We start from the raw sequence: 19,235 nt of genomic DNA, 5'->3' as shown, positions 1-19,235 counted from the left end.
GTGATGTTGAAAACAAAAAAGCCCGCCAGACGGAACTGAGCGGGCGCCCGATGCTATCTAAAAGATAGCATCATGAAAATCACTTGAAGTCGCGGATCTTGTCGAGGTTGGCCTTGCCGAAGTCCTTTTCGAACTGGGCATTCACCGGCGCCAGCGCGGCGACGAACTTGGTCTTGTCGACGTTGTCGATCACGGTCATGCCCTTGGCGCGCAGGTCGGCCACGCCCTTGGCATCGTCTTCGTCCACGCGCGCGCGGTTGGCCTTGGTGCCTTCCTTGGCGGCCTCGAGGAAGGCCTGCTTGTCGGCCGCGCTCAGCTTGTCGAACGCTGCCTTGTTCATCACGAAGATGCAAGGCGAGTAGACGTGCCCGGTAAGCGACAGGTGCTTTTGCACCTGGTCGAACTTGGCCGCGATGATGACCGACAGCGGGTTTTCCTGGCCGTCGACCGTACCCTGCTGCAAGGCGGTGAACACTTCGGGGAAAGCCATGGGCGTGGTGACGATGCCGAAGGTCTTGTAGGCCGCAATGTGCACCGGGTTTTCCATGGTGCGCATCTTCAGGCCCTTGAGGTCTTCCGGCGCCTTCACGTCGCGCTTGCTGTTGGTCATGTGGCGGAAGCCGTTCTCGGCCCAGGCCAGCGCCTTGAAGCCCTTGGCGTCGAACTTGGTCAGCAGGTCCTGGCCGATCGGGCCGTCGAGCACGGCGCGCGCGTGGGCCTTGTCGCGGAACAGGAACGGCACGTCAAGGATCTTGGTCTCCGGCACGAAATTGGGCACCGGCCCGGTGGAGGAGAGCGCCAGTTCCTGGGTGCCCAGCTGCACGGCCTCGATCGACTCGCGCTCGCCGCCCAATGAGCCGTTGTAGAAGGTCTGGACCTTGTAGCGGCCCCCGGTGCGCTTTTCGACTTCCTTGGCAAAGACGTCGATCGCCACGCCCTGGTGCGAGTTCTGCGCGGTCGAAATGCTGATCTTCATGGTGGTCTGCGCGAAGGCGGCGCACGCCATGCCCATGCCCAGAACCAGGCCGGCGGCCAGTCGGGTCAATTTCATTGTGTTGTCTCCAGAGAAAAGAAGTCGCGAAGAGAGAAAGAAGGGAACTCCGCGGGCAGCCGCCGACTATGCCGTAACGGGGAGCTTCACGGCGTCGGGATTTTCACGGACGTAATCACGAATAACTACTTCGAAATCGGCGTCTGCCGAAAGCCCCAGGCGTTTGGCGCGGGCGGTTTCGATGCGTCCGGGCCAGGTTTTCACGATGCGCTGGATGGCCGGATCGGGTGTTCGGTCGAGCAGGGCGGTGGCGGCCTTGCCGGCCACGCGTTCGAGCGCGGCCGCCATTTCGCCCACCGTGGTGGAAAGCGAGGGCAGGTTCAGCGCGGTGCGCGGGCCCCAGTCGGCATCGCTTGCCTCCGCGGCGCGGATGATGCCTTCGACGGTGCGGGCCGGCGATGCGATGGCCACGGGTGTTTCGTCAGGCACCGGGCAGGCGGCGCGAATGCCCGCGAGCGGCTCGCGGATCATGCCGCTAAAAAGCCCGATGCTGCGCCGTTGGGCTTGCCGGGACGCACGCTCACGGTCATCAGGCGCACGCTGCGCCCGCGGATGAAGCCCTTGCGCGTGTAGTCGGCCACCAGTTGCTCGCCGATGAATTTCTGGATGCCGTAACTGGTCTGCGGCGTGGGCAGCGTGTGGTCTTCGATCACCGGCGGCAGCGGCTGCTCGGGTGAATCGCCGAACACCGCGAGCGAGCTGGCAAACACCACCAGCGGCCGGGTGCTCACGGCGCGCGCCTTCTCGAGCAGCGCGTTCGTGGCGGCAAAGTTGCTGCGCATGCCCAGGTCGAAATCGGCCTCGCATTCGCCGCTGACCGCGGCGGCCAGGTGAAAGATGGCATCCGCTTCGCGCCAGAGCGCCGTGTCGGGCGATGCCAGCTGCTCGTTCAAGTCGCCAAGCGCGGCGGCAATGCGCGGGTCGGCCGCGAGGTCGGCTGGCGGCGCGACGCGGTCGACCAGGGTGATGCGGGAAATGTCGCGGGCCGGGGCACCCGCAAGCGAGAGCTGGCCCTGCTTCAGCAGCGTGCGGGCAAGGCGTGCGCCAACGAAGCCGGCACCGCCGGTAATGACGATCTGCATGGTTTTCTTGTCTCCTTCGCAATGAGCATAGCGCAGCGGAGCCCCTGCTCAGGCGACACTCGCCGCTCGCACAAACAAGAAACCGGACGATCGGAAAGCGATGAACCTGCGATTCGTTGAAGCCTTTCATTGGGCCGTGGCGCTCAAGAGCGTGACCCGTGCGGCCGAGAAGCTGCACCTCACCCAATCGGCGCTCTCCAGCCGCATTGCGGCGCTAGAGCGCGAGCTGGGCGTGCTGCTGCTCGACCGGCGCGACAAGCAGTTTCGCCTCACGGTGGCGGGGCAGCGCTTTCACGCCTTCGCGCAGAAGCTGCTCGAAATGCAGATGCACATCAAGGCCGAAATGGGCTCGGGCGCCGTGCGCGAGGCCGTGCTGCGCGTGGGCGCCATCGAATCGGTGGTGCACAGCTGGCTCACCGGCTGGCTCAAGCACATGCAGGCGACGCATCCCGACTTCGAGCTGGAGCTCACCGTGGAAACCACGCCGGTGCTGGTCGACCAGCTGCAGCGCGGCAAGCAGGATCTGGTGTTTGCCGCACTGCCCGCCGCCGGCGACGGCGTGCGCACCCGCGCCGTGCCGCCGATGCCTATGTGCTTCGTCGGCCACCGCGAGCTGCACCTGAAGCGGCGCTACCGCCTGCCCGACCTGCTGTCGCTCGACCTGCTGACCTTTCAGCGCGGATCGCAGCCGCACGTCGCGCTGCTCGAGCTGTTCCGCGATGCCGGCAGCCCGCCGCCGCGCGTGCATGCGATCTCTTCGATCTCGGCGATGGCGCAGCTGGTGGAAGCGGGCTTCGGCGTGGCCACGCTGCCGCGCGCCGTGGTCGAGCCGCTGGCGCGGCGACTGCCGCTGCGCGTGCTGCCGTGCGACGACACGCTGGAGCCGCTGCCCATCTACGCGAGCTACCGCGACGATCCGTCTTCTCCGTTGCCGGAGGCCGCGCTCGGCTCCGCCGTGGTGCATGCGTCGCACCGCATGGGGTCATCGAAAAAATCGATGGGCTGAGCGAGAAACTTTGCGTTGGCGTTCGTGAGCGCGGATTCCCACAATCCGTCGCATCACACCACAGCGATGCATCGGGCATCGAGAACGCCAAATGTCGAACCGCCAATCCTTCGTAGAACAACCCGGCGCGGCGAGCAGCGCGCTGGCCGTGCGTCAGGCCTGCCGCAGCGGCTCGCTGGCCGCCCACACCAGCGGCCTCGCCAGTGCCCATGTGCAGGGCAACCTGGTCATCCTGCCCAAGGCATACGCCGCCGACTTCCTGCGCTTTTGCCAGGCCAACCCCAAGCCGTGCCCGTTGCTCGGCGTATCGGAAGCCGGTGACCCGGCGCTGCCTGCGCTCGGCGAGGACATCGACATTCGCACCGACCTGCCGCGCTACCGCGTGTGGCAGAGCGGCGTGCTGGTGGATGAGCCCACCGACGTGCGTGCGCTGTGGAGCGACGACATGGTGAGCTTCGTCATCGGTTGCTCCTTCACTTTCGAACATGCGCTGATGGCCGAGGGCATCGTGCTGCGCCACGTGGAGCAAGGGCGCAACGTGGCGATGTACCGCACCTCGGTGGCCACCGTGCCGGCCGGTCCTTTCCATGGCCCGATGGTGGTGTCGATGCGCCCGCTGCGCGCGGCCGATGCCATTCGTGCGGTGCAGATCACCTCGCGCTTTCCGGCCGTGCACGGCGCGCCGGTGCACATCGGCGATCCGGCGCTGATCGGCATCCGCTCGATTGCCGATCCCGACTACGGCGATGCGGTCGAGGTCATGCCGGACGAGCTGCCCGTGTTCTGGGCCTGCGGCGTCACGCCCCAGGCCGCGCTGGCCGCCGCCAGGCTGCCGTTCGCCATCACGCATGCGCCGGGCTCGATGCTCGTGACCGACCTGCTGCACCACCGCTTGGCCGCGTTTTAGGCCACCGTTCTTTCCCCAAATTTCATACCTGGAGACAACCGATGAAGACCACCCTCGACGCCGCGCAGACGGCCGACGACGCACAAGCCGAAGGCAGTTGGCTGCGCACGCTCAACCCGAACGAAAAACGCACGCTCACCGCGTCGTTCAGCGGCTATGCGGTCGATGCGTTCGACTACTACACGCTGCCGCTGGTCACGCCCATCCTGCTGTCGCTGTGGGGCATGAGCAAGACCGAGATGGGCCTGATCGGCACGGCCACGCTGGTGGCTTCCGCCATCGGTGGATGGGGCGCCGGCATCCTGGCCGACAGGTACGGGCGAGTGCGCATTCTGCAGCTCACCATTCTGGTGTTCGCGATCTTCACCTTTGCCTGCGGCCTCGCGCAAACGCCTGAGCAGTTGCTGATTGCGCGCACGCTGCAGGGCTTGGGCTTTGGCGGCGAATGGGCCGTGGGCTCGGTGCTCATTGCCGAGATGATCCGGCCGGCCTACCGGGGCAAGGCGGTGGGGCTGGTGCAGAGCAGTTGGGCTGTGGGATGGGGAGCGGCGGTGCTGGTGTCGATAGCGCTGTTCTCGTTCTTGCCGCCGGAGTATTCGTGGCGCGTGATGTTCATGCTGGGGCTGCTGCCGGCGGTGCTGATCGTGTTCATCCGCCGCTCGATTCGCGACCCGGAGATCTACGTGCAAAGCCGCGCGGCTGTCGAACGCGGCGAGCGCAGCGGCAACTTCCTCGCGATCTTCAAGCCGGGCATGCTGCGCACCACCGTGCTCGCGAGCCTGCTGTTCACGGGCATGCAGGGCGGCTACTACGCCATCGGCGTGTGGTTGCCGACGTTCCTGAAGAACGAGCGGCATCTCACGGTGCTGGGTTCGGGCGGGTACCAGTTCATGTTCATCGTCGGCGCCTTCATCGGCTACCTGTGCGGCGCCTATCTCTCGGACCGCCTGGGCCGGCGCCGTGCCTTCATCCTGTTCGCCATCGGGGCGGGGTCGCTGGTCTATGCGTACACGCTGCTGCCCATTACCGACGGCCTGATGCTGCTGCTCGGCTTTCCGCTCGGCTTCTTCATGTCGGGCATTTTCAGCGGCGCGGGTGCCTTCCTGTCCGAGCTGTTTCCCAATGAACTGCGCGGCTCGGGGCAAGGTTTTTGCTACAACTTCGGACGCGGCATCGGCGCCACCTTTCCGGCCCTGGTGGGCGTGCTGAGCGACCGCATGCATCTTTCGCTCGGTACCTCCATCGGCATCTGTGCGGCGGTGGCCTATGCCATGGTGGTGATCGTGGCGCTGTGTCTTCCGGAGACGCGCGGACGCGACCTGCGCCAGAACTGATCCGAAGCATTTTTCTCTTTTCCCTGCGAAGCCCTTTCTCTCATGACCACGCATTCCCTTCTTCCGTCACGCTGGCAGTTCTGGATCGACCGCGGCGGCACATTCACCGACCTGGTCGGCCGCGACCCCGAGGGCGGCCTGCACACGCTCAAGCTGCTGTCCGAAAACCCCGAGCAGTACAAGGATGCCGCGGTCGAAGGCATCCGCCGCCTGCTGAAGCTGAAGCCCGGCGAACCCGTGACCCCCGAGCGCGTGGAGTGCGTGAAGATGGGCACCACGGTGGCCACCAATGCACTGCTGGAGCGCAAGGGCGAGCCCACGGTGCTGGTCACCACGGCGGGATTTCGCGATGCGCTGCGCATCGCCACGCAGGCGCGGCCGCGCCTGTTCGACCGCCGCATCGTGCTGCCGGAGCTCCTGTACGAGCGAGTGATCGAGGCCGGTGAGCGCATGGATGCGCAAGGCACCGTCGTGCAACCGCTCGACGAGGATGCGCTGCGCTCGGCGCTGCAACAGGCCTTCGATGCCGGGCTGCGCGCCTGCGCCATCGTCTTCATGCATGGCTGGCGCTACACCGCACACGAACTCGCGGCCGAGCGCATCGCCAGGGCTATCGGCTTCACGCAGGTGTCGGTGTCGCACAAGACCAGCCCGCTCATGAAGCTGGTGCCGCGCGGCGACACCACGGTGGTCGACGCCTACCTGAGCCCCATCCTGCGGCGCTACGTGGAGCAGGTGTCGCGCCAAATGCCGGGCGTGCCGCTGTTCTTCATGCAGAGCTCGGCCGGGCTCACGCAGGCCGATCGCTTCCAGGGCAAGGACGCGATTCTTTCGGGCCCGGCGGGCGGCATCGTCGGCATGGTGCGCACCGCGCTCGATGCCGGCCATGCACGCGTGATCGGCTTCGACATGGGCGGCACTTCCACGGACGTGTCGCACTATGCCGGCGAATTCGAGCGCTCGTTCGAAACCCAGGTGGCCGGCGTGCGCATGCGCGCGCCGATGATGAGCATCCACACCGTGGCGGCGGGCGGCGGCTCGGTCATCGCCTTCGACGGCGCGCGGCTGCGCGTGGGGCCGGAATCGGCCGGCGCCAACCCAGGGCCGGCCAGCTACAGGCGCGGCGGGCCGCTCACCACCACCGACGCGAACGTGCTGCTCGGCAAGATCCAGCCCACGCACTTTCCGCATGTGTTCGGCCCCAATGCCGATGAACCGCTGGACCTGGTTGCCGCACGGCGAGGCTTCGACGCGATGGCGCGCCGCATGTCGGAAGCGACGGGCCGGACGCTGAATGCCGAGGAAGTGGCGAGCGGCGCCTTGCGCATTGCCGTGGCCAGCATGGCCAATGCCATCAAGCGGATTTCGGTGGCGCGCGGCTACGACGTCACGCAGTACACGCTGCAGTGCTTCGGCGGAGCGGGCGGCCAGCACGCCTGCCTGGTGGCCGATGCGCTGGGCATGCGCAGCGTCTACCTGCATCCGCTGGCGGGCGTGCTCTCGGCGTTCGGCATGGGGCTGGCCGACCAACTGGCCATGCGCGAGCTGGCGCTGGAGCGCAGGCTCGACGCACAAGGGCTGGCTGCAGCGCGCGATGCGGCAGGCACTCTGGCGGCGCAGGCAAAAGGAGAACTGCGCGAGCAGGGCGTGGCGGATACGGCCATTGCCGCGGTGCACCGCGTGCAGCTGCGCTACGAAGGCACCGACACCGCGCTGGCCTGCGCGCTGCCCATGGCGGGTTCGGCCGACGAAGCCATCGCCACGATGCGCGAGGAGTTCGAGGCCGGCTATCGACGCCGTTTCGCCTTCCTGATGGCGGAACGCGCACTCGTCATCGAGGCAGTGACAGTCGAAGCCGTAGGTGCCGGCGAGCGTCGCGCACCGCCGGCCGCCCCGGCTGATGCAGGGTCATACGCGCCCGAACCGCTGGCAGCCGTACGCATGTACTGCGAAGCCGACGAAGAAGCCGCCGGCTGGCGCGATGCCGCGCTGTTCGACGAGGCGGCCCTCCGCCCCGGCGCGTCCATCGACGGCCCCGCCATCCTCGCGGGCCGCAACGCCACGACGGTGATCGAACCCGGCTGGCAGGCGCGCGCCACCCCGGCCGGCATCGAGCTGCACCGCGTTCGGCCACGCGTGGCCACGCAGGCCATGGGCACCAGTGCCGACCCGGTAATGCTCGAGGTGTTCAACAACCTCTTCATGAACATCGCCGAGCAGATGGGCCTGCGGCTGCAGAACACGGCCTACTCGGTCAACATCAAGGAGCGGCTCGACTTTTCTTGCGCGCTGTTCGACGTGCAGGGCAACCTCATCGCCAATGCGCCGCACATGCCGGTGCACCTGGGCTCGATGAGCGAATCGATCAAGACCGTGATCGACGGCAACCCCGGCATGAAGCCCGGCGACGTCTTCGTGCTGAACGACCCGTACCACGGCGGCACGCACCTGCCCGACATCACGGTGGTCACGCCCGTGTATCTGGCGGCAGCCGATGCGCGGCCCTCGTTCTACGTCGCCTCGCGCGGCCACCACGCCGACGTGGGCGGCATCACGCCCGGCTCGATGCCGCCGTTCTCCAGGAGCATTGAAGACGAAGGCGTGTTGATCGACAACTTCAAGCTGGTGGAGGGCGGCCGGCTGCGCGAGGCCGAGCTTCGCGCGCTGCTGGGAAGCGGGCCTCATCCGTCGCGCAACATCGAGCAGAACCTCGCCGACCTGCGCGCGCAGATCGCCGCCAACGAGAAGGGCGTGCAGGAGCTGCAGGCCATGGTGGCGCAGTTCGGCCGAGAAACCGTGGCCGCCTACATGGGCCATGTGCAGGACAACGCCGAAGAGTCGGTGCGACGCGTGATCACCGCGCTGAAGAACGGCGAGTTCACGCTGCCGCTGGACAACGGCGCGCAGATTTGCGTGCGCGTCACGGTCGATGCGATCAAGCGCTCGGCCACCGTCGACTTCACCGGCACCAGCGCGCAACTGCCCAACAACTTCAACGCCCCGCGCGCCATCACCATGGCGGCCGTGCTCTACGTGTTCCGCACGCTGGTCGACGACGACATTCCGCTCAATGCGGGCTGCCTCAAGCCCATCGAAGTGATCGTGCCGAGCGGCTGCATGCTCAACCCGCTGCCGCCGGCCGCGGTGGTGGCAGGCAACGTCGAGACCTCGAGCTGCGTGACGAATGCGCTCTACGGTGCGCTCGGCGTCATGGCCGCGAGCCAGTGCACCATGAACAACTTCACCTTCGGCGACGGCGAGCACCAGTATTACGAAACCATTTCGGGCGGCTCTGGCGCCGGCCCCGGCTTCGACGGCACGAGCGTGGTGCAGACCCACATGACCAACTCGCGGCTTACCGACCCGGAGGTGCTCGAATTCCGCTACCCGGTGCGGCTCGACAGCTACCGCCTGCGCGCCGGTTCAGGCGGGGCAGGGCGCTGGCGCGGCGGCGACGGCGGCGTGCGGCGCGTGCGCTTCCTGGCGCCAATGACGGCATCGATTCTCAGCAATGGCCGGCTCTACGGCGCATTCGGCGGGTCGGGTGGCGAAGCCGGCGCGGTGGGTGTCAACCGCGTGGAGCGGGTCGACGGCACGGTCGAGACGCTGGACCACATCGGGCAGGTGCAGATGGCACCGGGGGACGTATTCGTGATCGAGACGCCTGGCGGGGGCGGTTGGGGCGAAGACGGCCGTTGAATTGCGTGCTGCCTCGGTGGGGGCGATCCCGCCGACGGGGTACCTTGCTCCGCGAATGTCCCCCGGCCTGCGGCCTCCTCCTTTATTTCGCTGCGCAAGGCACCCCATCGACGGGATCGTTATTCGCGCCGGTCGTTGATCGAGCGGAACAAGCGCAGCGCCCGGTGGCCTTTGCACGCGCCCTGAACAAGAGCGCCAAAAACAACAACCCGGAGGAGTTACATCCCCACGTAGTTAGGCCCGCCGCCCCCCTCAGGCGTAACCCACACGATGTTCTGCGTCGGGTCCTTGATGTCGCAAGTCTTGCAGTGCACGCAGTTCTGCGCGTTGATCTGCAGGCGCTGCTTGCCGTCATCGGTGCCCACGAACTCGTACACACCCGCCGGGCAGTAGCGACTTTCAGGACCCGCGAACTTCGAGAGGTTGATGTTCACCGGAACCGACGCATCCTTGAGCGTCAGGTGGGCCGGCTGCTGCTCCTCGTGGTTGGTGTTGCTGATGAACACGCTCGACAGCCGGTCGAACGTGAGCTTGCCGTCCGGCTTCGGGTAGACGATGGGCTTGCACTCCGCCGCCGGCTTGAGATACATGTGGTCCGGCTTGCTGCGGTGCAGGGTCCACGGAATGTTGCCCTTCAGCAGCCACTGTTCGATGCCGTTCATGAGCGTGGCAATGCCCAGCCCCTTCTTGAACCAGGCCTTGAAGTTGCGTGCCTTCTTCAGCTCCGTGTAGAGCCAGCTCTTCTCGAACGCGGCCGGGTAGGCCGTGAGCTCGTCGTGCTGGCGACCGGCCTGCACTGCGTCGAAAGCGGCTTCGGCCGCCAGCATGCCCGTCTTGATGGCAGCGTGGCTGCCCTTGATGCGGCTCACGTTCAGGTAGCCCGCCTCGCAGCCGACCAGCGCACCGCCCGGGAACACCGTCTTGGGCAGCGACATCAGCCCGCCGGCCGTGATGGCGCGCGCGCCGTAGCCGATGCGCTTGGCCGGCTTGATGCCCTTGGCCTCGTCGCCTTCCAGGTACCAGCGGATGTTGGGGTGCAGCTTCCAGCGCTGCATCTCCTCGAACGGGCTCAGGTACGGGTTGCTGTAGTCCAGGCCCGTGATGAAGCCCATGGAAATCTTGTTGTCTTCCATGTGATAGAGGAATGCGCCGCCGTACGTGTCGCTCTTCATCGGCCAGCCGGCGGTGTGCAGCACAAAGCCCGGCTGGTGGCGCTTGGGATCGATCTCCCATACTTCCTTCACGCCCAGGCCGTAGGTCTGCGGATCGCGGCCTTCGTCGAGCTTGAACCGGCTGATGAGCTGGCGGCCAAGGTGGCCGCGCGCGCCTTCGGCAAACACCGTGTACTTGCCCAGCAGCTCCATGCCCAGCTGGAAGTTTTCGGTCGGCTCGCCGTCCTTGCCTACGCCCATGTTGCCGGTGGCCACGCCGCGCACCGAGCCGTTCTCGTTGTAGAGCACCTCGGCCGCCGGAAAGCCCGGAAAAATTTCGACACCCAGGTTTTCTGCCTGCTGCGCCAGCCACTTGGTGAAGGCACCAAGGCTGATGATGTAGTTGCCGTGGTTCTGGAAGCAGGCCGGCAGAAAGGCGTTGGGGGTGCGCAGGCCCGATTTTTCGCCCAGGAACACCATCGCGTCGTCGGTGACGGGCTGGTTCAGCGGAGCACCTTGCTCCTTCCAGTCGGGCAGCAGCTCGTTCAGCGCGCGCGGGTCCATGATGGCGCCCGAGAGAATGTGCGCGCCGGGCTCGGAGCCCTTTTCGAGCACCACCACCGAGATTTCCTTTTCGTGCTGCGCGGCCAGCTGCTTGAGCCGGATGGCGGTAGAGAGGCCGGCCGGGCCGCCGCCGACGACCACCACGTCATATTCCATGGATTCGCGGGGGCCGAACTGGGCGAGGATTTCGTCGTGGGTCATGTGGGTCTCGTCGATAATGATTTGAGGCTCGGACGCTTCGAGGGCGCGAAACATTTTATGTGGAGTGCAGGGCGTCACCTCGGCGACTCGGCAACGACTCAACAGGACCGCTTTTCCATGGCTTACAGCATCGATCTTTCGGGCCGCGTGGCCTTCGTCACCGGCGCTTCCAGCGGGCTGGGCGCGCAGTTCGCGAAAACGCTGGCGCGCGCCGGTGCCGCCGTGGTGCTCGCGAGCCGCAGGGTCGAAAAGCTCAAGGAACTGCGCGCCCGCATCGAAGGCGAGGGCGGCGACGCTCACGTGGTCGAGCTCGACGTGACCGAAATCGGCAGCATCAAGGCCGCCGTGGCGCGCGCTGAAACCGAAGTGGGCGCTATCGACATCCTGGTCAACAACTCGGGCGTGAGCACCACCCAGCGCCTGCAGGACGTCACCCCCGACGACTACGACTACATCTTCGACACCAACGTGAAGGGCTCCTTCTTTGTTGCGCAAGAGGTCGGCAAGCGCATGCTGGCGCGCGCCAAGGGTTCGGCGCCGGGCACCTACATCGGCGGGCGCATCATCAACATCGCCTCGGTGGCGGCGCTCAAGGTCATGCCGCAGATCGGCGCCTACTGCATGAGCAAGGCCGCCGTGGTGCAGATGACCAAGGCCATGGCGCTCGAGTGGGGCCGCTTCGGCATCAACGTGAACGCGCTGTGCCCCGGCTACATCACCACAGAGCTCAACGAAGACCATTGGGCGTCCGAAGGCGGCGCCAAGCTCGTGAGCATGCTGCCGCGCAAGCGCGTGGGCAAGCCCGAAGACCTGGACGGCCTCATCGTGCTGCTGGCCAGCGGCCAGAGCCATTTCGTGAACGGCGCGGTGATTGCCGCCGACGACGGGTTCGCGCTCTGACGCCGCGCGCCTGGGTTGGCATAGCCGCCGGGCTGGGGGCGGGGGCGCTCTGGGGCCTGGTTTTCGTGGCGCCGCGAATGGTCGGGCACTTCGGCATGGTCGACATCACGGCCGCGCGCTTCGCGGTGTTCGGCGCCATCTCGGGCCTGGCGGTGTTCACGCGGCCCGCGTCGCTGCGCTGGCCGAACAGGCGCCAGGCGATGGCGGCGCTGGGCCTCAGCGTGCTGGGCTTCAGCGGCTACTACCTGCTGCTGGCCTTCGGCATTGCGGCGGCGGGCACCGAGGTGCCCAGCCTCATCATCGGCACCATCCCGGTCTGGATGATGCTGCTCGGCCGGCCCGCGGGGCTGCGCATGCGGGCACTGCTGCCCGGCCTGGTGCTCACGGGCGCGGGCATTGCGCTCATGGTCTACGGCGCCTGGTCGGCACAGCACGGCACGGCCGGCAACGGCGTTCGCTTCGGCTGGGGCATTGCATTGGCGCTCTGCGCCATGGCAAGCTGGACGGTGTATGGCTTGCTCAACGCCGCCTGGCTGCAGCGCCATACCGAGCTCAACGCGACCGACTGGGCCAACTGGCTCGGCATTGCGACCGGCGTGGGCGCCTTGCTGCTGTGGATGGTGGCCGGCAGCGACGTGGCCACGCTTCGCGCGCAGCCCCAAGGCATGCTCTTCGTCTGGCTCGCATTGGCGGGCGGGTTCGGCTCTTCATGGCTCGCTACCATTCTCTGGAACATCGCGAGCCAGCGCCTGTCGGCCAGCCTGTGCGGCCAGCTGATCGTGAGCGAGACGCTGTTCGCGCTGCTCTATTCATTTCTTTGGGACGGGCGCTGGCCGCAAGCCACCGAGCTGGCGGCCGCGCTCTTGTTCGTTCTTGGCATCCTCGCATCCATCAAGGCCCACCGATGAGAATCGAAATTCCCGAAAAGAAGAAGCTCGTGTATGAAATGTCGATCCCGATCCGCTGGGGCGACATGGATGCCATGGGGCACCTGAACAACGGCACCTACTTTCGCTACCTGGAAACCGCGCGCATCGACTGGATACATTCGCTCGGCATCCAGCCCACCCCCGGCGGCGAAGGCATGGTGATCGTCAATGCCTTCTGCAATTTCTACCGCCAGATCGAGTATCCCGGCAGTGTGCTCATCAAGATGTACGTGAGCGACCCGGCGCGAACCACCTTCGAGAGCTGGGCCACCATGGCGCGGGCCGAGGCGCCCGACGTGATTTGCGCCGCGGGCGGGGCAACCACGATCTGGGTCGACTTTCCCAAGCAGAAAGCGCTGCCCTTGCCCGACTGGCTGCGCGCGGTGGTGAGCGAGTAGGGCTCTGATGCAGCTGAAGAAGGCGCTCGCGCTCGCATGCCTGGCGTTGCTGGCTGGCTGGAGCCATGCGCAGAACACCGCTGCCCCGCGCGAATGTGCCGCCGGCGCGCCTTTCCTGAGTGCCGATGCCTTGAAGAAGTCGGGCGTCGAGTTTCCGCTGTTCAAGCGGTATTGCTACACCGACAAATCCGGCAGCTACGCGCTGCTGCTCGGCGAAAAACAGGATCGCCCGTTTCCCGAAGAGCTGCTGTCCTCGGCCGTCCACGCCGCGCTCTACAAGGTGGACAGCGACAACCTGCTCACCAGGCAATGGGCGATCCGCGACTTTGCCGGCGAGCAGGCGGTGGGCGTCAACTTCCGCACCAGGCTCTTCGAGTTCACGGACATCGACGGCGATGGCCTGGTGGACCCTGTTCTTGTCTACCGCTTCTTCGAACCGGAGGACGACGGACACGTCAATGTCGATCCGTTTTCAGGGCGCGCAAAGATCATTGCCTTTCACCAGGGCCGCAAGGCGACCATCCATGCCGTTACCGGGCAACTCGACGGCCAGCGCAGGACGACTGGCAACAGCGGCTACTTCGCCTTGCCGAAAACAGTGCAACGGCACCTGGTGAAGAAGATGGGCGCGATGTACAGTGCCCGCCAGTTCGGCTTCGACAACTCCTACGGCTTCGCACCGCAGAAGGAGCCCGCAGGCCGCTGACGCCCTGGCCTCAGGCCGGCGGCAGCACGATGCGCGCTTCGAAACCGCTGGCGGCACCCGCTGGGGGCGATGCCAGTTCGAGCGTTGCGTTGTGCTTCTCGACAATGGTGCCGACGATCGACAGGCCCAACCCGTAGCCCGCGCGGTCCGAGCTGTGGCGCACATGGCGCTCCTGCAAGGAGGCGAGCTGCGCCGCGCTTGCGCCGGGCCCGAAGTCGCGCACCGCGAGTGTGCAGGGCGCCATCACCTCCACCACCACGCGCGCGCCCTCGCTGTAGCGCAATGCGTTTTCCACCAGGTTGCGCAGCGCGATCGCGAGCGCGTCGACGTCGCCCACTGCCACCGGGGCGGCACTGTCGGGCAGCTTGAGGCCCAACCGCTCGTTGACCTGCGGATCGTTCCAGAACTCCTGCACCACGGTGCCGGCAAGCTGGACCAGGTCGACCCGCGACCGCGCGAGCGACGCGCCCGACTCGGCCCGCGACAGTTGCAGCAGCTTTTCGGTGCGGTGGCTGAGCATTTGCAGCGCATCGAGCGCGGCCTGCACATCGTTGCGCTGAAGATCGTGCTCGAGCGCCGTTTGCAGGCGCAGCCGAGCCGCGGCCAGCGGCGTTCGCAGCTCGTGCGCGGCGTTGGCGGCCAGGGCACGTTCGACATCGAGCGAATGCGACAGCCGCTCCAGCAGGCTGTTGACGTGATCGCCCACGGAGCGCAGCTCGCGCGGCAGGCCGGGCAGGGCAATGGGCCGCAGGTCGGAGCCGCTGCGCTTCTCGATCTCGCCCGCAAGCTGCTGCAGCACCCGCAGTTCGGTGCGGGCCACGTTGCGCAGCACCAGGGCCAGGAGCGGCAGCACGGCACCAAGCGGAATGATCAGGCCGAAGAGCGTGCGGTTCAGCGCCGATCGCCGCTCATCCAGCGGATCGGCCACCTGGAAGTAGAGGGGCCGCGTGGGGTGCCGCACGGTATAGATGCGCCAGGTCTGGTTGTTGGCAAAGCCCGAGGCCAGCGGAACGTCGAAGGCATTGGTGGGCGCCTCGGCCGAGCGCAGCAGCACCTGCTCGTGGATGTCGACCACCTGGTATTTCACGGCGTCCGCCGAAAACAGCTGCTTGGGCGCGATCAGCGGCGTTTCCGCGGGAGTGCCCGTCTGCTGCAGCTTGTCGAGCTCCTGCACCGCCATGTCGAACATGCGGTGCGACACCTCGACCAGTTCGTTGTCGAAGTTGTGGTTGATCTCGCGGTCCACATACCAGACCACCGCCAGCACGCACAGCAGCCACACGCCGCCGACCCAGACGATCAGGGTGCGCGTGAGCCGGCCGGCCAGCGTGTCGCGGCCGCTGTTCGGGAATGGAGCGCTCATTCGTCGTCGCCCGCCGATGTCGACAGGCGATAGCCGAGGCCGCGCAGTGTCTGGATGTGGCTCTTGCCCAGCTTGCGCCGCAGGCGGCTGATGAATACCTCGAGCGTGTTGCTGTCGGCCTCGTCGCCGAAGCCGTAGAGCGCGTCGGCCAGGTTTTCGCGGGTGTGGATGCGCTCGGGCCGGGTGGCCATCACGCGCAGCAGGGCCCACTCTTTCTGGGTCAGCACGACCGGATTCCCGTCCTTGCGGACCCGGTCTTGCGCCAAATCGATTTCGAGCGTGCCCAGATGCAGCACCGGCGAGCTGCCCGCGTTGCGCCGCCGTTCCACTGCGCGCAGCCGCGCCAGCAGCTCGGCCGGGTCATAGGGCTTGATGAGGTAGTCGTCCGCGCCGGCATCGAGCCCGCGGATGCGGTCGGTCACCTGGTCGCGTGCGGTCAGCACGATGACGATGGGCGGCTCGCGCAGCGCGCGCACCTGCGGCAGCAGCGAAAGGCCGTCGCCGTCGCCCAGGTGCAGGTCGAGCAGCACGGCGGCGTATTGCACCGAAAGCAGGGCGCCGCGCGCTTGGGCAAGGCCGGGCGCCACGTCGACGACGAACGCCTTCGCGAGCAGATAGCTGCAGACGGCGTCTGCCAACGCACTGTCATCTTCGACAAGCAATATCCGCACGCGAGGGGGTCTTTCGAGAAAAAACGAAGTCTAGCGCCGCCCGAGGTGCCGCCGCAGCGGGGTCAGCTTTCGTTCAGACCGCTTCAGGAACGGTTCAGGCCGCAAACGTAGGCTCAAGGGGTGTTTTCAGACCTGCTTTTCTGCTCATGACGCGTGCGCCAAACTTTTCGAATCCGTCGATCATCCGCCTGGGGGCTGGACCCTTCTTGCACTGGTGCTCCTGCTGGCCTGGGATGCCACGGGCGGCGATCTCGCATTGGCCCGCCTGGCCGGCACGCCCATGGGTTTTCCGTGGCGCGACAACGCCTTTCTTGTCCGCGTGATGCATGAAGCTGCAAAGAACCTGAGCTGGCTGTGCGTGATTGCGCTGTTCGCCGCCATCCGCTGGCCCGTGGGCCTCTTGCGGCGGCTGCCTGTTCGTGCACGGGCGCAATTGGCTTTCACGGTGCTGCTTTCGGTCATCGCGATCAGCCTGCTCAAGCGTGCGAGCCATACGAGCTGCCCCTGGGACCTGAAGGAATTCGGCGGAGTGGCAAGCCATGTGTCGCACTGGGCGTGGAGGGTGTACGACGGCGGCCCGGGCGGGTGCTTTCCGGCGGGCCACGCCTCCGCCGCGTTCGCCTATGCGGGCGGCTTTTTCGTGCTGCGGCGCGTCTCGCAGCGCGCGGCCATTGCTTGGCTTTGCGTTTCGCTGGCCGCGGGATTGATGCTTGGCGTGTCGCAGCAGCTGCGCGGCGCGCACTACATGAGCCACACGCTGTGGACGGCCTGGATCTGCTGGACCGTCGGTTTTGCCATCGAGCTGATCGCCGCGCCCCGCGGCTCGCCATTGCCGGCACCCGGGCCGGCTGCCTTGCATGCAGGCCCTTGATATTGCCCTGTTCGAGCTGATCAACGCGGGTGCCACGGCGCCGGCGTGGAGCATCCATTTCGCGCGCTTCGCCTCCGATGTGCTGCCGACCCTGCTGGCCCTCGCGGTCATGGGCGCGGCGGCAATCGACCGGCGCCTGCGCTATGCCTTCTTTACCGCGCTGGTCAGCGTGCTGGTCGTCTGGGTCGTGGTGAACGTGTTCCGCTCGGTCATGCCGTTCCAGCGGCCCGCGTTCTACGGGCTGGGCGTGCAGTGGGCGCCGCAGGGCGCGCGGCCGGGCTTTCCGAGCCTGCATGCCGCGGGCACCTTTGCCGCCGCGTTTGCGCTGTGGTGCCTGCCGTGGCGTGCGCCCATGATTGCGGCGCTGGTGGTGGCAGCCGTGGTCGGATGGAGCCGCGTGTTCCTGGGGCTGCACTTTCCTTTCGACGTGGTCGTCGGCGCCATGCTGGCCGCGCTCGTCGCGATCGTGGTCGAGCGCCGCGTCAGCCGCCCATTGAACCTGGCGCTCAGGGCCTATATGCGGCCCAGGTTGAGGGCGAGGCGAGCCCGCGCCTAGCCCCCAGGCGCGCCTGCGTGAGCCCATTCTGAACGCCGGCTGAACAGCGCATTCAGGCTTCCTTCAGTTGCGCTTTCTACAGTCGGCGCATGTCTTCCACGCGAATCGAATCCGCGCCAACGCGTGCCCTGCAACTGCCTGCAGCTGGCGCACCCTACCTGGCGTTTGCACATGCGCTGTGGGCGCGCATCGACCTTTGGCTTGCGCGGCCGCGCTCGGCGCAGCGGGCGGTCGTGTGGCTCGCCATCTACCTTGCCGCCGCCGCCAACTGGCCGCTGTGGGACGAACTGGCGCGCATCGGCGGCGCACCCAGCGCCTACCTGCCCACGACCGCGGCCATGGCGGTGCTCATGGTGTGCGCCACGGTGGCGCTGCTGTCCTTCACGGCATGGTCGCGCTGGATGAAGCCGCTGTGGTTTGCCGTGGTGCTGCTGGCAGCGTTCGTGCAGCACTACATGCTCGAGTACCGCGTGGTGATGGATCCGACCATGATCGCCAACGTGCTGCAGACCGACCCGAACGAAGCGCGCGACCTCATGAGCTGGCGCATGGCATTCCATGTGCTGCTGGTCGTGCTGCTGCCGGGTGTGGCCCTCTGGCGCGCTCGCATCATGCCGATGCGCTTTGTCGGCAAGCTCTGGCGCAACGCGGCGCTGCTGGTGCTGGCCGTGGTGGTGGCCTTGGCGGCGGCCGTATCGATGAACCGCCAACTCGCGCCGCTGATGCGCAACAACATCCACCTGCGCTACATGATGAACCCGGTGGCGAGCCTCTATTCGGCCGGCTCGGTGCTCATCAAGCCGCTGTTCAAGCGCAGCCGCAAGCTGATTCCCATCACCGCAGGTACGGCCCTGGGCGCGAGCTATGCCGGGCAGGCCCGGCCGCCGATGTTCGTGCTGGTGGTGGGCGAGACAGCCCGTGCCGACCACTTCGGCCTGAACGGCTACGCGCGCGACACCACGCCCGGGCTGGCCGCGCGGGGCGTGCTGAGCTACCGCGATGTGCATTCGTGCGGCACCAACACGCTCGCTTCGGTGCCGTGCATGTTCTCGCCGCTGGGCAAGCAAGGCTACGAATCGCGCAAGGACGACTACGAGAACCTGGTCGACGTGCTGCAGGCCGCCGGCCTGGCCGTGCTGTGGCTCGACAACCAGGCGGGCTGCAAGGATGTCTGCACGCGCATTCCGAATGCATCGGCCTTCGACAGCCTTTCACCGACGCAGAAGAGCGCGCTGTGCGACGGCGAGGAGTGCCTGGACGACGTCATGCTCAAGGGCCTGGATGCACGCATCGCGGCGCTGCCGGCCGAGCGCCGCGCAAAGGGCGTGGTGCTGGTCATGCACCAGATGGGCAGCCACGGGCCGGCCTACTACAAGCGTTCGGCGCCGGAGGTGAAGCGCTTCCTGCCCGAATGCAAGACCAACGCGCTGGCGGAGTGCGGCCATGCGGAGCTGCAGAACGTGTACGACAACTCCATCGCCCAGACCGACCAGTTCTTGAGCCAGACCATCGACTGGCTCAAGGCTCAGTCGGGGAGCTACGACCCGGCGCTGCTGTACGTGAGCGACCATGGAGAGTCGCTCGGCGAGTACGGCCTGTTCCTGCATGGCGTGCCCTACAGCTTTGCGCCGGAAGCGCAGAAGCACGTGCCCATGGTCACCTGGTTCAGCCCCGGCATGAGCGAGCGCCGCAAACTCTCGCTGCCGTGCATGGAAGCGGGGCTCGACACGCCGCTCACGCACGACAACCTCTATCACACGGTGCTAGGTTTGATGGACGTGAGCAACTCCACCTACAAGCCCGCCTTGGACGCGCTCGCGTCCTGCCGAAACAAGGCTTGAAGGAT

At 66.8% G+C, this 19,235-nt stretch carries 15 protein-coding genes and 1 pseudogene; 11 read left to right on the top strand and 5 right to left on the bottom strand.

The features are described from left to right. Positions 1 to 79: 79 nt before the first annotated feature. Together M0765_RS27440 and denD are read right to left on the bottom strand one after the other, a co-directional pair. Positions 80 to 1,051: a TRAP transporter substrate-binding protein gene (locus M0765_RS27440; protein WP_258507570.1), complete on the bottom strand. Its 972-nt coding sequence runs from the start codon at positions 1,049 to 1,051 to the stop codon at positions 80 to 82. A gap of 66 nt (positions 1,052 to 1,117) precedes the next feature. Further along, a pseudogene (gene denD, locus M0765_RS27435) lies at positions 1,118 to 2,133 on the bottom strand (D-erythronate dehydrogenase). Positions 2,134 to 2,233: 100 nt separating this feature from the next. Between denD and M0765_RS27430 the strand changes: the two are divergent. The 4 genes from M0765_RS27430 to M0765_RS27415 all read left to right on the top strand — a co-directional run bounded on the left by M0765_RS27430 (position 2,234) and on the right by M0765_RS27415 (position 9,079). Next, a complete protein-coding gene (locus M0765_RS27430; protein WP_258507569.1) occupies positions 2,234 to 3,139 on the top strand; it encodes a LysR family transcriptional regulator in 906 nt (301 codons plus the stop codon). A 91-nt stretch (positions 3,140 to 3,230) separates the two neighbouring features. After that, positions 3,231 to 4,046: a putative hydro-lyase gene (locus M0765_RS27425; RefSeq protein ID WP_258507567.1), complete on the top strand. Its 816-nt coding sequence runs from the start codon at positions 3,231 to 3,233 to the stop codon at positions 4,044 to 4,046. Between the two features lie 41 nt (positions 4,047 to 4,087). Further along, positions 4,088 to 5,380 (top strand): MFS transporter, encoded by a 1,293-nt coding sequence (locus M0765_RS27420; protein ID WP_258507566.1) that lies wholly within the window; start codon positions 4,088 to 4,090, stop codon positions 5,378 to 5,380. Between the two features lie 42 nt (positions 5,381 to 5,422). Beyond that, entirely contained in the window at positions 5,423 to 9,079 is a 3,657-nt protein-coding gene (locus M0765_RS27415; RefSeq protein WP_258507558.1) for a hydantoinase B/oxoprolinase family protein, read from the top strand. A gap of 218 nt (positions 9,080 to 9,297) precedes the next feature. Here M0765_RS27415 and M0765_RS27410 read toward each other — a convergent pair whose 3' ends face one another. Beyond that, entirely contained in the window at positions 9,298 to 10,995 is a 1,698-nt protein-coding gene (locus tag M0765_RS27410) for an electron transfer flavoprotein-ubiquinone oxidoreductase (protein WP_258507556.1), read from the bottom strand. Positions 10,996 to 11,112: 117 nt separating this feature from the next. Here M0765_RS27410 and M0765_RS27405 point away from each other — a divergent pair, with 117 nt between their 5' ends. The 4 genes from M0765_RS27405 to M0765_RS27390 all read left to right on the top strand — a co-directional run bounded on the left by M0765_RS27405 (position 11,113) and on the right by M0765_RS27390 (position 13,928). Continuing rightward, the gene (locus tag M0765_RS27405) at positions 11,113 to 11,895 is read left to right on the top strand and encodes an SDR family oxidoreductase (protein ID WP_258507554.1); all 783 of its coding nucleotides are present in this window, start codon (positions 11,113 to 11,115) and stop codon (positions 11,893 to 11,895) included. Between the two features lie 77 nt (positions 11,896 to 11,972). Continuing rightward, on the top strand, positions 11,973 to 12,803 hold the full coding sequence (locus tag M0765_RS27400; RefSeq protein WP_446751576.1) for a DMT family transporter: 831 nt from the start codon (positions 11,973 to 11,975) through the stop codon (positions 12,801 to 12,803). Next, positions 12,800 to 13,222 (top strand): acyl-CoA thioesterase, encoded by a 423-nt coding sequence (locus tag M0765_RS27395; RefSeq protein ID WP_258507551.1) that lies wholly within the window; start codon positions 12,800 to 12,802, stop codon positions 13,220 to 13,222. The genes M0765_RS27400 and M0765_RS27395 overlap by 4 nt, the downstream gene beginning before the upstream one ends. A gap of 7 nt (positions 13,223 to 13,229) precedes the next feature. After that, the gene (locus M0765_RS27390; RefSeq protein WP_258507550.1) at positions 13,230 to 13,928 is read left to right on the top strand and encodes a M949_RS01915 family surface polysaccharide biosynthesis protein; all 699 of its coding nucleotides are present in this window, start codon (positions 13,230 to 13,232) and stop codon (positions 13,926 to 13,928) included. 10 nt (positions 13,929 to 13,938) lie between these two features. Here the strand turns inward: M0765_RS27390 and M0765_RS27385 are convergent, their stop codons facing one another. Both M0765_RS27385 and M0765_RS27380 read right to left on the bottom strand, forming a co-directional pair. Then, a complete protein-coding gene (locus M0765_RS27385; RefSeq protein ID WP_258507549.1) occupies positions 13,939 to 15,291 on the bottom strand; it encodes a sensor histidine kinase in 1,353 nt (450 codons plus the stop codon). Next, complete coding sequence (locus M0765_RS27380) at positions 15,288 to 15,962, bottom strand: winged helix-turn-helix domain-containing protein (RefSeq protein ID WP_258507546.1); 675 nt, start codon at positions 15,960 to 15,962, stop codon at positions 15,288 to 15,290. The genes M0765_RS27385 and M0765_RS27380 overlap by 4 nt, the downstream gene beginning before the upstream one ends. Positions 15,963 to 16,176: 214 nt before the next feature. Here M0765_RS27380 and M0765_RS27375 point away from each other — a divergent pair, with 214 nt between their 5' ends. The 3 genes from M0765_RS27375 (at position 16,177) to M0765_RS27365 (ending at position 19,230) form a co-directional block, all read left to right on the top strand. Beyond that, positions 16,177 to 16,833, top strand: a complete 657-nt coding sequence (locus tag M0765_RS27375; protein ID WP_258507545.1) for a phosphatase PAP2 family protein — start codon at positions 16,177 to 16,179, stop codon at positions 16,831 to 16,833. Next, positions 16,820 to 17,389, top strand: a complete 570-nt coding sequence (locus tag M0765_RS27370; protein ID WP_258507544.1) for a phosphatase PAP2 family protein — start codon at positions 16,820 to 16,822, stop codon at positions 17,387 to 17,389. Before M0765_RS27375 ends, M0765_RS27370 begins: the two co-directional genes overlap by 14 nt. 89 nt (positions 17,390 to 17,478) lie before the next feature. Continuing rightward, complete coding sequence (locus M0765_RS27365) at positions 17,479 to 19,230, top strand: phosphoethanolamine transferase (RefSeq protein WP_258507536.1); 1,752 nt, start codon at positions 17,479 to 17,481, stop codon at positions 19,228 to 19,230. Positions 19,231 to 19,235 lie beyond the last annotated feature (5 nt).

This window comes from Variovorax sp. S12S4, from assembly GCF_023195515.1.
Lineage (GTDB): Bacteria > Pseudomonadota > Gammaproteobacteria > Burkholderiales > Burkholderiaceae_C > Variovorax.
This window is presented reverse-complemented; position numbering and strand designations above follow the sequence as displayed.

Coding starts and splice junctions, on each gene's coding strand:
- M0765_RS27405 (WP_258507554.1), top strand. CDS start 11,113: ATGGCTTACAGCATCGATCTTTCGGGCCGCGTGGCCTTCGTCACCGGC.
- M0765_RS27365 (WP_258507536.1), top strand. CDS start 17,479: ATGTCTTCCACGCGAATCGAATCCGCGCCAACGCGTGCCCTGCAACTG.
- M0765_RS27370 (WP_258507544.1), top strand. CDS start 16,820: ATGCAGGCCCTTGATATTGCCCTGTTCGAGCTGATCAACGCGGGTGCC.
- M0765_RS27440 (WP_258507570.1), bottom strand. CDS start 1,051: ATGAAATTGACCCGACTGGCCGCCGGCCTGGTTCTGGGCATGGGCATG.
- M0765_RS27425 (WP_258507567.1), top strand. CDS start 3,231: ATGTCGAACCGCCAATCCTTCGTAGAACAACCCGGCGCGGCGAGCAGC.
- M0765_RS27400 (WP_446751576.1), top strand. CDS start 11,973: ATGGTCGGGCACTTCGGCATGGTCGACATCACGGCCGCGCGCTTCGCG.
- M0765_RS27390 (WP_258507550.1), top strand. CDS start 13,230: ATGCAGCTGAAGAAGGCGCTCGCGCTCGCATGCCTGGCGTTGCTGGCT.
- M0765_RS27395 (WP_258507551.1), top strand. CDS start 12,800: ATGAGAATCGAAATTCCCGAAAAGAAGAAGCTCGTGTATGAAATGTCG.
- M0765_RS27415 (WP_258507558.1), top strand. CDS start 5,423: ATGACCACGCATTCCCTTCTTCCGTCACGCTGGCAGTTCTGGATCGAC.
- M0765_RS27430 (WP_258507569.1), top strand. CDS start 2,234: ATGAACCTGCGATTCGTTGAAGCCTTTCATTGGGCCGTGGCGCTCAAG.
- M0765_RS27420 (WP_258507566.1), top strand. CDS start 4,088: ATGAAGACCACCCTCGACGCCGCGCAGACGGCCGACGACGCACAAGCC.
- M0765_RS27385 (WP_258507549.1), bottom strand. CDS start 15,291: ATGAGCGCTCCATTCCCGAACAGCGGCCGCGACACGCTGGCCGGCCGG.
- M0765_RS27410 (WP_258507556.1), bottom strand. CDS start 10,995: ATGACCCACGACGAAATCCTCGCCCAGTTCGGCCCCCGCGAATCCATG.